Annotated in this window: 9 protein-coding genes and 3 pseudogenes; 3 read left to right on the top strand and 9 right to left on the bottom strand. The window is 54.0% G+C overall.

All coding sequences use genetic code 11. The features are described from left to right. Positions 1-4 precede the first annotated feature (4 nt). The 9 genes and pseudogenes from C7123_RS07160 to C7123_RS07115 form a co-directional block, all read right to left on the bottom strand. Positions 5-1,243, bottom strand: a complete 1,239-nt coding sequence (locus C7123_RS07160; RefSeq protein ID WP_069176260.1) for a site-specific integrase — start codon at positions 1,241-1,243, stop codon at positions 5-7. Positions 1,244-1,748: 505 nt separating this feature from the next. Further along, positions 1,749-3,443: pseudogene (locus tag C7123_RS07155) on the bottom strand (TraG family conjugative transposon ATPase); the annotation flags it as partial. Positions 3,444-3,537: 94 nt separating this feature from the next. Continuing rightward, positions 3,538-5,214 (bottom strand): group II intron reverse transcriptase/maturase, encoded by a 1,677-nt coding sequence (gene ltrA / locus C7123_RS07150; RefSeq protein ID WP_173897005.1) that lies wholly within the window; start codon positions 5,212-5,214, stop codon positions 3,538-3,540. A 630-nt stretch (positions 5,215-5,844) separates the two neighbouring features. Next, positions 5,845-6,660: pseudogene (locus tag C7123_RS07140) on the bottom strand (TraG family conjugative transposon ATPase); the annotation flags it as partial. After that, on the bottom strand, positions 6,657-6,992 hold the full coding sequence (locus tag C7123_RS07135; RefSeq protein ID WP_037999611.1) for a DUF4133 domain-containing protein: 336 nt from the start codon (positions 6,990-6,992) through the stop codon (positions 6,657-6,659). The gene C7123_RS07135 and the pseudogene C7123_RS07140, both read right to left, overlap by 4 nt. Continuing rightward, positions 6,992-7,300, bottom strand: coding sequence for a DUF4134 domain-containing protein (locus C7123_RS07130; protein ID WP_237269296.1), 309 nt, complete (start codon positions 7,298-7,300; stop codon positions 6,992-6,994). Before C7123_RS07130 ends, C7123_RS07135 begins: the two co-directional genes overlap by 1 nt. Positions 7,301-7,450: 150 nt before the next feature. After that, a complete protein-coding gene (locus C7123_RS07125) occupies positions 7,451-8,149 on the bottom strand; it encodes a hypothetical protein (RefSeq protein WP_237269295.1) in 699 nt (232 codons plus the stop codon). Beyond that, positions 8,146-8,667, bottom strand: coding sequence for a DUF3408 domain-containing protein (locus C7123_RS07120; RefSeq protein ID WP_069176258.1), 522 nt, complete (start codon positions 8,665-8,667; stop codon positions 8,146-8,148). Before C7123_RS07120 ends, C7123_RS07125 begins: the two co-directional genes overlap by 4 nt. Beyond that, positions 8,664-9,452: a ParA family protein gene (locus C7123_RS07115; RefSeq protein ID WP_069176461.1), complete on the bottom strand. Its 789-nt coding sequence runs from the start codon at positions 9,450-9,452 to the stop codon at positions 8,664-8,666. Before C7123_RS07115 ends, C7123_RS07120 begins: the two co-directional genes overlap by 4 nt. A 569-nt stretch (positions 9,453-10,021) precedes the next feature. Between C7123_RS07115 and C7123_RS07110 the strand changes: the two genes are divergently transcribed. The 3 genes and pseudogenes from C7123_RS07110 to C7123_RS07100 all read left to right on the top strand — a co-directional run. Next, the gene (locus C7123_RS07110) at positions 10,022-10,402 is read left to right on the top strand and encodes a plasmid mobilization protein (protein WP_069176257.1); all 381 of its coding nucleotides are present in this window, start codon (positions 10,022-10,024) and stop codon (positions 10,400-10,402) included. Positions 10,403-10,454: 52 nt separating this feature from the next. After that, a complete protein-coding gene (locus C7123_RS07105; protein ID WP_317046559.1) occupies positions 10,455-11,639 on the top strand; it encodes a relaxase/mobilization nuclease domain-containing protein in 1,185 nt (394 codons plus the stop codon). Positions 11,640-11,948: 309 nt separating this feature from the next. After that, positions 11,949-12,869 (top strand): annotated as a pseudogene (locus tag C7123_RS07100) (YWFCY domain-containing protein); the annotation flags it as partial. Between the last annotated feature and the right edge of the window lie 189 nt (positions 12,870-13,058).

The following is a 13,058-nucleotide window of genomic DNA, read 5'->3' as shown; positions in this document are numbered from 1 at the left end:
GTGGTTAAATGGCTAGGTGTAAATCTTCAGTGAAGGCAATCAAGCGGTCGAACTCCTCAAACAGCTTTTGGGGAGTGACTTTCGCATATCGCTCGGTCATGCGCACGGTGCTATGCCCAAGCATCTTGCTCACCGTCTCAATGGGCACGCCCTGCTCCAAGGTGATGAGCGTAGCGAATGTGTGTCGGGCGGTGTGCGTGGTGATGGGCAAAGACAGTCCAGCCCTTAGCGAGATCGCCTTCAGACAAGACAAATAGGTGGCATAGTTCATATAAGGAAGCAGTGTTTCTCTGGCATCGCTGTGTAGCTGCTCCAACAATCGAAGTGCCTCGGGCAATAGTTTTACGCGGCAGAGGACGCCCGTCTTCTGCCTGTTGAACTTCAGCCAAAGGGCGCCCTCGTCGTCGCGGATAAGATGCTCACGGTTCAGTGCCATCAGATCGCAATAGGCCGCGCCGGTGTAACAGGCGAAAAGAAACACATCGCGGGAGGTTTCCATATCCCCGTCCAAGCTGTCCAAACCGTCAAAACGCAGTGCTTTCAACTTGTCTAACGCATCCTTATCGAGCGCTTTGGGCAGTCGGTTATCTCCCTTGTCTACATGCACATTGTCGAACAGCAAGGAGTCTGCCGCTCCTTCGCGATAAGCCAGTTTGCAGACCTTCTTGATAAGGACGATCATGTTATAGCAGGTGCTTTGTTTCAGACCAACTTCTCCGATTACATACTGCTCGAATTGTTTGATGAAGTCCTCCGTCAGCAGCGAAAAGGCCAAGTCGGAAGCGTTATGCTTCGCTCGAATGAACTGCTGCAATCGTGCCCTTGTCTGACGGTACGAGGCCAAAGAATTTTCCTTGATGTCTACACCGACGTGATTCTCCATGTTCTCGATCAAGACGTCGAACCGCTCCAAAAACAGAGTTCGACTCTGCACGCTGCCTTGGAAATGATCCTTGATGTCGGTTGCATCAAATGGCGATCCCTTGGCAAGCAGGGATTGATAAGAGGCTTGAACAGCGAGAAGGAGGTTGTCCAACTTGGCATTAACCTCGACTGCCTCGCGGCTCTTCCCGTTCACTCGGCTTTCGCGCGGGTTCCACAAGTCGGGGTTACAAGATAGCTTGCAGCTAAGCTGTGCAATGGAACGCTCCAGCGTGATGCGTCCCATGATCGGCGCCTTGCCAGACCTGTCGCGACTGCTCTTTTTGAGGTAGAGCAACACCTTCATTTTCTTGTCATCCATACGCTTTGAAAACTGTGGGCAAAATTACCCGGTACAAAGCGCCCGTTACCTGTACAGATTCCTGTATATCAATGCAAAAGAACCATGTGCAAGATATATCCAGTTACCGGCTTTTGCACCATCGTTACCTGTTGCGGAGCGGGGTAATGGTTTGGTAACTGAACTTCTGCTCGGATCCGCACTTTTCAGCCTTTTACGCTCGACGCAATCGGAAGCATATCCACCCCTTTCCGCCTAACAATCAGTCCACTTGCTTCGACATCGGCTCTTCTGCTTTTAAGGGGAATAGTTGATCACGCGCGAAGAAAGATTGATCACGTGTCATCAAAGATTGATCATGCGTGAAGAAGGTTTGATGATGTGTCATCAAAGATTGATCACACACGAAGAATGTTTGATCACGTGTCATCAAAGATTGATCACACGCGAAGAAAGTTTGATCACGCGTCATCAAAGATTGATCACACGTGAAGAAGGTCTGATCACTCGCCAGCTTATTTATCTCTTATGTGATCGAATTTTGTTCGCGCGCCAACCTGCTAATGGCCTGTTCGATGTCTCCGCCGAGGCGGTCGGCCAAGCGCATCACTTCGACCTTCTCCGTCTCCTCGGTCGTGTACGCGAGATACTCCTCGCGCGAGACTTCCGTGGCGTAGACGGCCGACTGCATACCGCCCAGGCCGATCCACACCTCTTTGTAACGCCGCTCGGGGTCGTTGTTTTGATTGATCGAGAGGATCTGGCTTTTCTCCTTTTCCGACAACCCGAGCAGCGCCTGTATGCCGTCGAACTTGGTCATGTACTTCCGCTGGTCGAGCAGGATCTTGCAGTCGGAGTTGTTGATGATCGACTCCTTGACGATGGGCGACGAGATGATGTCGTCGACCTCCTGCGTTACCACGATCGCCTCGCCGAAATACTTGCGGACGGTCTTGTAGAGGTACTTGATATAGTCTGCCATATTGGCCGACGCGATGGCCTTCCATGCTTCTTCAATAAGGATCATTTTCCGCACGCCCTTCAGCCTTCGCATCTTGTTGATGAAGGCCTCCATGATGATGATCGTCACCACGGGGAAGAGGTCTTTGTTGTCCTTCACCGCGTCGATCTCGAAGACGATGAAGCGTTTGGAGAGCAGGTCGATGTTGCGATCGGAGTTGAGCAGGAAGTCGTAACGCCCTCCTACATAGTACTGTTTGAGGGTTGTCAGTAGGTTGTCGATGTTGAAGTCGGAGAGGGTGACGCGGATCTCCCGGCGACCCATCTCCGGGCGGTAGACGTCGCGCAGGTACTCGTAAAACGTATTGAAGCAGGGGGTGATTTTCCGGTTTGTTCGGATCGTTTCGATATACGCATTGACGGCTGAACCTAACTCGCCCGCCTCTGTCTTTGTGACAGGTTCGTCGGCATTTTTCCACAGCGTAAGCAGCAGCGTGCAGATGCTTTCGCGCTTCTCCACGTCGAACACGTAGTCGTCGGTGTAGAAGGGGTTGAAGGAGATCGGCTGGGCATCGGTGTATGTGAAATAGATGCCGTCTGCGCCCTTCGTCTTTCGGTTGATCAGGCCACAAAGTCCCTCGTAGGAGTTGCCCGTGTCGACGAGCAGCACGTGCGCGCCTTGCTCGTAATACTGCCGCACCATGTGGTTCGTGAAGAATGACTTGCCGCTGCCCGAGGGTCCGAGGATGAACTTGTTGCGGTTGGTGATGATGCCTTTCTTCATCGGCAGATCGGAGATGTCGAGATGGATCGGGCGGCCGGAGAGTCGATCGGCCATTTTGATGCCGAAGGGGGAGAGCGAACTGCGGTAGTTCGTTTCGGCGGTAAAGAAGCAGAGCGCCGGGTCGATGAAGGTGTAGAAGGATTCTTCGGCCGGGAAGTCGGCAGCGTTGCCGGGGATGCCCGCCCAGTAGAGCGTCGCCGCGTCGACCGTGTTGTGCCGCGGGCGACATTCCATGAGCGCCAAGGCTGAGCCGACGTCGTTCTTGATTTGGCGCAGCTCCTCCGCGTCGTCGCTCCACGCCAGCACGTTGAAGTGTGCGCGGATGGAGGTCAGTCCTTGCGACCGCGCGAGGTTGAGATACTCCTGAATCCACGCCTCGTTGATCTGATTCGAGCGACTGTAACGCGCTAGCGAGTGCATGTTACGCGCCTGTTTCTCGAAACGGTTCAGGTTCTCTTCGCTGTCCTCGATAAAGAGGTCGAGTAGGTCGGGAGCATTACTGCTCCCGACCCCTCTAAGAACCGTACGTGAGAGTTTCCCCTCATACGGCTCAAGCAACTCAAAGTTTCTATTATGAAACCGGCTCATAAGCTCTAATTTTACGGGTAAGTGTACGACTGCATCTATCGTGGGCGATAAACTTGTATCTGCCGGACTTGTCGGATAATTCCTTGATAGTCCAGATTTTATCCGGTTCGATAATCTCACCGCACAACGGACAACGCTGGTTTTGTTTTTCCCACATTCTGAGGAAGCCCTGTCTTCCTTTGAAAGTGCTTAACATTTTCATTCTGTTACGCATCTCAAAGTATGGACGCCATTCCGGGTCGAATGGGTTGGCTTTACTGCGGATTTTGATAGGCTTGGTCTTCATGTCAATGTCGGATAGATACTTCAGTGTGTACGGGAATGTCTTCCCGTTGTTCTTCAGTGTCGTACCGAATGTCCACGCCCGGCCTTTCTTCGACAGAAAATACTTGTTGTAAACCCAGTTCTTTCCCTTGTGGCGGTGGCGGCGTAATGCCCACGCCCACAGTTTGTAGAAGATTTGTGCGTCTGCGTTCTTGAATGTTTTGGCGGCTACGCAACCTTTGTAATAGTTGCCCCAACCAGTTATGAAAGGATTTAGAAGTCCGATAAGTTTGTCCTGCCTAATAGCTTGATTCTTACGAATAATGCCTTTAATTTTGGCAAGAAACTCCTTAACATTCTTCTTTGACGGCTTAATAAGCAGCGTACCTTTGTATTTCCTGATATTGAAACCCAGAAAATCAAATCCTACCTCGATGTGAGTAACCTTCGTCTTTTCTTCTGATAGGGTAAGCCCCCTTGCTTGAAGAAACTCGCTTACTGCGGGTTTGATTAGCGATTCCAATGTTTCCCTGTCGGAACAGGTAATAATGAAATCGTCTGCGTAACGCACAAGATTTACCATAGGGTTGAAATACCCCTTGTTGATACGTCTTAGCTTGAACTTTTCCGCAAGCATAGCTTGCAGGCCGTCAAGTGCCATATTAGCGAGAGTAGGCGATATAATACCGCCCTGCGGCGTTCCTTCCTCGGTGGGGAATAGTTGTCGGTTGAATACAAATCCACTTTCCAGCCATTTGCGAAGCATGACCTTATCCATAGGGATATTGTCGAGCAACCATTCATGACTGATGTGATCGAAACAACCTTTGATGTCCCCTTCGAGTATCCATTGCGGAGACACCCCTTTTGAAAGTACCGTAAAGCATTGTTCTATCGCATCGACCGTACACCTTTCCTTACGGAAACCGTAAGAGTGCCTGTCGGCGGTAGTTTCTGCCACTGGGTTTAGTGCCATCAGGTATAACGCCTGCATAGCCCTGTCTTTCATCGTGGGTATTCCTAACGGACGGAGTTTGCCGTTACTCTTCTTGATATGTACCCTTCGTAACGGTTGCGGGTTGTAGCCACGCCTTTTCAGGTTGGCGATTGCACCCATTTTTGCGTTGGGAGTAGTCCAGAGAACTTTATCCACTCCCGCAGTGTTCTTACCTTTGTTAGAGGTAACTCGCTTGACTGCCAATGCTTTGGCGTAAAACGAATGGGTCAGTGTCCATTGCAAGGCTTTAACCTTGCCCGGACGACCTTCTTTCTGAGCCTTTACAATACGTCCTTGCAGCTTCTGAACCGCAGTTTCGCATCTGACCCAATCAATGTCGGTCCAGTTGTTCCACTGCCTACGGTCAGCAGGTGCACACGATAAGTTAATCTCGTTCATTTGCATTCCTTCTTTTTGAAAGTTCTACATAGTTTCTTGTAAAGAGTTACTTTGCAGAAGTCTGCCCGCTTTCGCGGCGGAGTAACGTTGAAACTCCTATCCGCCCCGTTACAGGACGGCATTCGCTTTTTCTGCGTTCCCATACCCGCACCCCATTCGGTCTTCCTTGCGGTCGGCTTACCTGCCCATAGGCAGGAGAGATACGGGCTTACCAAGTTTCGTGTAAGTAACAAATGAGCGGGTTAGGTTCTGTCCATTGCGCCGGCAGTGCTTTGTCCGTGTAACCCCACAATACAAGGGGTTATCCGACTGCGTTACCTTTTTGGTTCAAGCCTATCAGCAACTTTGGCTTGTTCATACATTACGACGCTTATAACAGTTCGCTTGTGCTAACCATACCGCCCAGCCTCGCTCCCCAGCTCTTTTGTGCTAAGAGCAGTTGCCGTTCCCTCGCGGTTCAGGCTCCTCCTTGCGGAAGGGCTACTTTGTCCGGCCAGCTTCGCACCCCGCCTTTTGAGCGACGCACGTGACCGTAGGCTACTATTGACGGAACAATAGGTTTAATCTGACTTTAATGACATTTGTTACTTCATTTAATTGTTAAACAATTACTTACACGACTTCTTGTCGCACGTATTGGTTGAAGAGGTGATTGCACGAGAGCATGAGTCCGACGGGCGCGGCGAAGGAGAGGCGGCAGTCGCTGCGGTCGGTCGAGAGGCGCTCGTAGCGGCTGTCGGTGGAGACTACGGCGGGGAGGTCGTCGGTGTCGCTGAGCGTGTGCAGGCAGAGCCGATTGTCGCCCACCCGGACGAGATCGGCGCCGAGGCGGATGTCCTCTAAAGAGGCGTGACCCGTGTCGGAGAGCGAGAAGTAGCGATCGAGCAAACCGCTTTTCTCTTTCGTGCCGACGAGTTCTTCCTCGGTCATGCGCGTCAGGCGGATGCGGTCATCGTCATTGATGATCCGCTCGAACTGGTCGACGGCCTCCATGAACTTGGTCACCTCCTCGCGGTTGCCCACTTCCTTCGGTAGGATCGTTCCGCGACAAAGCGAGGAGAAATTACTTTGCCGAGCCATGCGCTGGCGGGTGGTCTTGGTGAGAAAGAGGTAACAGGCATGATCGAGGAAGGGGCGTTCGTTGAAGTGGCGTTCGGAGGCGCGGGCAAGGAAGCTCAGCTCGCCGTCCGAGAGGCGGCCGGCGTAGCGCTCCTTGACGAACCAATCCTGCTTGTGCACGATGGTGAAGTCGGGCAGCACCTTGACGGCCTTGTGCCACGCGGCATGCATCGCCTCGTATTCTGCCGAGGTGACGGTGAAGAGTTCGGGTAGCTCGACACGGAAGGCGACGGTGATATCGGCGTCCTTCGAGATGATGCACCCTTGCTCGACAGCCAGCAGCGGGAACTTGGATTCTAAGGTGGTGACCTTGGTGGTGTTTTTCATGAATGTTTGCGTGTCGATTTCAGGCAATGAAGAATGTGGCGGACGGAGCGTCGATTCAGGAGATAGCGTGGGTGCATGCGAACGGCGGCGCGTTTCATCAGGCCGTAGCGACCGAATCGGCGGTTCAGCGCGAACGTTTGCCACACCACGAGCGTGGCACCCGTGGCGCCGAGGCCGAGACAGAGGTACTGATCCATGCCACACATGTAGCAGATGACGACAAGGAGGAATGTCGCCAGCAGTCCACCGGCAAAGAGGAAGAGGTACTGCGCCTTGAGCCCCTTGAACTCCACCGTCCGTCCCACGCCTTTATTGATCTCCCACGAAGCCATCAGAGGAAGAAGCTGCGTAAGATCGTAGCGGCCACGATCAGGAAGATGCACGCCCCAAACCACGAGGCGGCGGTCTTGCTGGTGTCTGGGTCGCCGGACGCGAACTTTTGATACACCTTGATCCCTCCGATCAGTCCGATGACGGCACCGATGGCGTAAATGAGTTTCGTCCCCGGGTCGAAATAGGAGGTGACCATTTTCGTGGCCTCGTTGATACCCGACAGCCCGTTGCCCTGCGCAAAGGCGGCAGGGGTGAGAACAGTGGAGAGTAGAAACAGGGATAGCTGCGTGAATTTCTTTTTGTTCATGATGCGGTTTGTTATTCGGTAGATATGCATGGGGTGTTTTTGTTTTCTGGAAAAGGAGGGGAACGGCCGCCGGATCCGGCTCTGTACTTCCATCCGTGTGTAGCCTTCAAGCGGCACGCTCCCTCCTTTCGTTTCTGTTTGGGTCGCTGTTTATAAGTAGTACGACAGTGGTTTGTCGTCTGTGCTCTCGTCCGGAATCGGAGCAGGAACGACTTCTGACGTTTGCACCTCAGCCTCCTCCGACCGTCGGATGGCAGCCAGGAGCTTGCGGTGATCGCGCTCCTGCTCTGCCAAATACGCCTTGTATTTCTCCATCAGGTCGGTGCCGCGTAGACTTTGCAGGGTCGTCCGGACATCGTCTGGCGATTCCTCGTCTAAAGCGTCATCGTTCCGACTCCATCCGTTGACACGCGCCAAATCCCGCGAGAGGATGGCTGTCGGAGAGACCTCGGGTAGCGGTTCGTCGGAGAGCGACAGGTCTTCGCGTATCACTTCGTCTTCATCAATTTCATCGGCTGCATTGGCCTTACCGATTCCATCCGTCGCATACGCTTCGACAAATGTAGATCCACCTCCTTCCGGCGTTGGTTGCGAGGAAACGGCGGGAACTTCCGGGATAGGCGGGGAAACAAACGGCCGACTCTTACCGACTAAATCGTGTAGTTTGGCTTCTTGTGACTCCTCTCCGGAAGCGTTTCCGGAGGTGTCGGACGGATCCTGTTTTTGGCCTCGGGATTGCCATACCTGATAACCGAAGTAGCCCATCCCAAGCAACATCCACACGATGCCCAAGAAGAGAAGCAGATTCAAAAGGAAGGTGGTCATGATTTCTAAGATGAATGCTTTCATAAGTTGATCGTTGGATTGCGCTTGTGTCGGTCGGCCGCTTTATTCAGCAGCGACTGGTGCGTTTTGAGGTGGTCGAGAAGGATGTTCTCGATGTAGGCCGTGAGTGTGATTCGTGCACGAATGTCCCGCAGGACGTCCCGCAACAATTGCAGGATGCTGCTGCGGATCGTGAAGCCCGACTTGCTGCCATCTGTGCGTACGGAGACGAGGAAGCGGGCGCTGTACTGCTCGAAAGACACCCCGGGCGTTGCCGTCGATTCGTCCTTTTTTACTCTCGGTTTCGGGTCTTTGGGCGGAGATGCGGGGGCGGTCTCTTGTTCGGTGATGGCTTGCGGCTGTTCCGCCGCGGTTTCTTCAGGGATCGCTTCCGGCTTCTGGGCATCCTCTATCGCCCCGAGATCTACGGGCGGATCGAAGGAAGGCGACTCCTCGGGCGTACGTGTCTTTACGCCGATGTCACCCATCTCGCGGAGCTTCTCACTCAGGATTTGCTGCCGTCTCTCTTGGATGGAACTCATACGGTGATGGGATTCAAGTGGAGTCTTTCGATCGTTTCCTCAACCCATGCGTCGATGCCAGTCGACGGACGAAGGGTGCGGGCGGGTGGTAGATAGGAGCTTCGGAAGACACCCTTCACACCACCTTGCCCCAGCTCGCGGGCGAAGCGGACGGAGTGGTAGATGCGGGCATTGAAAAGGTTCAGGGATTCGTCCTCGGCATATTGGGTATAATAATCGACAACGGCCATATTGGCGCTGCGGTTAATCTTGTTCCACAACAGAAAGAGGTCTTGAATGCGGGCGTCACCAAAATTGAGACCGAGGTCGCGGATAGTCCGCGCGTAAGCAAAACTAGAGGCCAACGATTGCGGATCGGCTTCGATGGGCGAAATGAGGTAGTCCATTTCAATGGAGAGTTCGAGTAGTTCCTCTGCTCCGGCATGCCCAGGGAAGTCGAAGATGACTAAGGCCGCCGTTTTGTCTGTCTTTTGGAGGAACGTCTCCGTATCGCCAATGGCTCGGCCGGGGCGCGAGCGAATGATGGGGTAGGCCGGCTTTCCGAACCGGGTGAAATGAGCCTTCATCTGGTCGCTCAGTTCCTTGGAATCTTCGATGAGCGCGCGCTCCCGCTCTCTCAGTTTGTAGAACGATTCCTGTGTCCCGTCGCAATCGACAACCAACAAGGGAATCCCCTTTTCGTAGTAAAGGATGGAGGCGAGGGCCTCGGCCAAGCTGCTTTTGCCGACGCCTCCCTTTTGAGAGGCGAAGCCCAAATAGATGGGACTTTCGGGTGTGTTTTGCATCATATATATAAAGGTATAGGGTGTTACTTGTGTGAGGCTTCGACTTATCGACTGACATAGCTCGTTGTGGTCGGTCGATAGGTTGGTTGGTCAATGAGTCGGTCACCAAGTCAGTAGGTCGATAGGTCTGTGAGCCCGTCAGTCGGTCAATAAGTCAGTCACTGAATCAATAGGTCGATAGGTCAATAAGTCATCGAGTCAGCAGGTCAATAAGTCAATCACTGAGTCGGTCGGTCATTGAGTCCGCCAGTCAGTCACTAAGTCAGTCGGTTAGTCAGTAAGTCCGGGGCGAAGTAAGTCGGTAGGTCAGTCACGCCCGACCCCTCAAGGATACAGCGGGAAATCGCGGGAAGAAGTTCAAACAGCCCTTATTACAAGCGGATTGTAGAGTCTGCATAGCTTTGCCGCCGAATTGAAAGTTGAGGAGTTGAGCTGCCCTTTTGGCATACGGCCCAAAGGCCGGGCAAGGTGTGTTTTTGTGACACAAACCGCCGTTTGTACCACGAAAAACCTTGCCCCCGGCCGGGGGGGCGGTTCACTCCAAAGTCGTAACCTAAAAACCAATCGAAATGAAAGACAACAGCCCGCGTTGGGACAATTGGCACGTCCGCCTGCCGGCCCCCGAAGACCAACGAAAAGCCATTGATCTCTTCCAAAAATCAGGCGCAAAAACGAAGTCCGACTTCGTGCGCGCACGCTTGCTGGGGGAGCCTTTTAAGGTGATCGCGGTGGATAAATCAGCCGTCGATTACTACCGCAAACTCTCCGAATTGACAGCGCAAATCCACAAAATCGGCGTGCTGTACAATCAGGCCGTCCGCGCTATCAACTCGTACCATTCTAACCAAGTAGCAAGCGTGCTGCTCGAAAGATTGGAGCGTTACTCTGCCCGAATCGTCCTCTTGCTGGAAGAGGCCGTCCGCCTGACCATAGACTTTCGCAGCCGATGATTGCCAAGATTTCGTCCTCCAACAGCCTCGCTGCGACGTTAGCTTCAAAAAGGTGGAGAAACACGAGGCCTCCGTGCTGCTTGTGCAAGGGCTTTTTCAAGATCGGAACGGGAGATATAGCCGTGCACAGGTGCTCGCCGACATGCTGCGGACGATCCCGGAGCGGTGCCGCACAAAGAAGACGGTCTTCCATTGCTCGCTCAATCCGCACCCGGACGAAAAGCTATCGGATGAGACGCTCTCGCGAATTGCCGCCGAGTACATGGAGGCGCTCGGGTACGGTGCCCAGCCGTACATCGTTTTCCGCCATAATGACATACCCCGCGAGCACATCCACATTGTTTCGCTGCGCGTGGACAGCGAGGGGCGAAAGATCGGCGACCGTTTCGAGCGGCGGCGCAGCAAGCGAATCACTGACGCATTGGAACGGAAGTATGGCCTAATCCCGAGCGGCCACAGCCAAAAGAAGGCGGACGTTTCTGTCAAACCGTCAACTGTCGACATTAATGCAGGGAACATCAAGCGGCAGGTTGCGGCCGCTGTAGAGCACGTGCTCGGGCGGTACGCGTTCCAGTCCGTCGGGGAGATGAATCTGCTGCTTGCGCGCTTCCGCGTGACGGCCGAGGAGGTCAAAACGGAGCGGAAGGGTAGACCCTTCGATGGGATCGTCTACGCGGCAACCGATGCCGACGGACACAAGATCTGCACGCCGAGTAAGGCCTCCGAGATCGGTAGGCAGGTCAGTTACGCGGCGCTTCGTCGCCACTTTGAGCAGTCGAAAGGCGTTGTCCGAGAGCGGTCTGTGGTGATCCGACGTGCGATTGCCGACGTGATGCAGACCTCGCCCGACCGTGCGGCGTTCATCGACCGCATGCGTGGGCACGGCATCGAGACCGTGACCCGAATCAACGCTGCTGGACGCCTGTACGGCATCACGTTTATCGACGATGCGAACGGAATCGCAGTCAACGGTTCGCGCCTCGGAAAGGGCTTTGCGGCGAATGTGTTCAATGCCTATTTCGCGGGCGGCGCGAATCCGTTCATAGATGAAGGCTGGCCAAAAGAGAGAGAAGAACGGGGGGCTGTGGTGGACGAACTGACAGAAAGTCCGAACGACATGCCCCTGACGGAGATCGATCTCAGTTTGCAGGTGCATGGCGCCGACCTCCGAGAATTGGCCTTCCAACGTCGGCTGAGGAACTGCGCCCGCGTGCGCTTACGCCGCAAACTGCGGTAGCAAGCCTGAACCCCGGAGGATTCTGCCCTTCGACGGTCGTCGGAGCACTGAACCCTGAGGGTTTTGCTCTTCGACGGTCGTCGGAGCACTGAACCCTGAGGATTTTGCCCTTCGACGGTCGTCGGAGCACTGAACCCTGAGAGTTTTGCCCTTCGACGGTCGTCGGAGCACTGAACCCTGAGGGTTTTGCCCTTCGACGCTCGTCGGAGCACTAAACCCTCCAGAGTTTAGCCTTCCTTTTTAAGAAGGAGACCATTCATAAAACACTTAGAATCAATAGAATACCAAACAAATTCACACCAACACCCCATGCAAAACGAAGATGATTTGAGAGGCCTCGCCAAGACGATGGACCTCATGCGAGCGATCGCAATCCTTTTTACCGCCATGCACGCGTACTGGTTCTGCTACGCGGCCTTCCGCGACCGGCAGCTCACGCTTGCGGTCGTCGACACTATCCTGCTGAACTTCGACCGTTCCACCGGGCTGTTCGCCTCGCCGCTGTGGACGAAGCTCTTTGCCACTGTCTTTTTGTCACTCTCCTGCCTCGGTACGAAGGGCGTCCGAACGGAGCGGATCACCTGGCCGCGCGTCGGGGCTGTCGCCGTCGCGGGCACCCTGTTGTTCTTCCTAAACGGCTGGACGCTCCGCCTGCCGATCGGAACGGACGCGTGCGCCGGGCTGTATCTCACGACCCTCGCCGCCGGCTTCGTCTGCCTGCTCATGGCCGGCTCGTGGGCGAGTCGCCTGCTGAAGAACAACCTCATGGACGACGTCTTCAATGTGGAGAACGAAAGTTTCATGCAGGAGACTCGCCTGATGACGAACGCGTACTCCGTCAACCTCCCAACGCGTTTCTATTATCGGAAAAAATGGCAGTCCGGATGGATCAATGTCGTCAATCCGTTTCGCGCCACGATGGTGCTCGGCACACCCGGATCGGGCAAGTCGTACGCCATCATAAACAACTACATCAAGCAGCAGATCGAGAAGGCATTCGCGATGTATGTCTATGATTATAAATATCCTGACCTGTCTGAAATCGCTTACAACCATCTGCGCCAGCACCTCGATGCGTACCCCGTCAAGCCGCAGTTTTTCGTCATCAACTTCGACGATCCACGCCGCTCACACCGTTGCAATCCGATCCATCCTGACTTTATGACAGACATCTCCGACGCCTATGAAGCAGCCTACACCATCATGCTCAATTTGAACAAAACGTGGGTGTGACACGAAGTCACATAGATAATTGCTAAGATGTCATATGAGACAGTTTTAGCCCGCTGTTCCGTCAGCGGTAGCCTACGATAGGATGCACCAATAGCGATATGGTGTGTTGAGCCTATCGGACAAGGTACACTTTCCCAAAAGGATGAGACAGAACCGTGAGGGGACGTCAAGGGCGGTTAGTATCGT

The sequence above is a fragment of the Tannerella serpentiformis genome, assembly GCF_003033925.1.
GTDB lineage: Bacteria > Bacteroidota > Bacteroidia > Bacteroidales > Tannerellaceae > Tannerella > Tannerella serpentiformis.
This window is presented reverse-complemented; position numbering and strand designations above follow the sequence as displayed.

Bases quoted from the DNA above. Each gene is read 5' to 3' on its own strand.
- C7123_RS07160 (WP_069176260.1), bottom strand. From the start codon at position 1,243: ATGGATGACAAGAAAATGAAGGTGTTGCTCTACCTCAAAAAGAGCAGT.
- ltrA (WP_173897005.1), bottom strand. From the start codon at position 5,214: ATGAACGAGATTAACTTATCGTGTGCACCTGCTGACCGTAGGCAGTGG.
- C7123_RS07135 (WP_037999611.1), bottom strand. From the start codon at position 6,992: ATGGCTTCGTGGGAGATCAATAAAGGCGTGGGACGGACGGTGGAGTTC.
- C7123_RS07130 (WP_237269296.1), bottom strand. From the start codon at position 7,300: ATGAACAAAAAGAAATTCACGCAGCTATCCCTGTTTCTACTCTCCACT.
- C7123_RS07125 (WP_237269295.1), bottom strand. From the start codon at position 8,149: ATGAAAGCATTCATCTTAGAAATCATGACCACCTTCCTTTTGAATCTG.
- C7123_RS07120 (WP_069176258.1), bottom strand. From the start codon at position 8,667: ATGAGTTCCATCCAAGAGAGACGGCAGCAAATCCTGAGTGAGAAGCTC.
- C7123_RS07115 (WP_069176461.1), bottom strand. From the start codon at position 9,452: ATGCAAAACACACCCGAAAGTCCCATCTATTTGGGCTTCGCCTCTCAA.
- C7123_RS07110 (WP_069176257.1), top strand. From the start codon at position 10,022: ATGAAAGACAACAGCCCGCGTTGGGACAATTGGCACGTCCGCCTGCCG.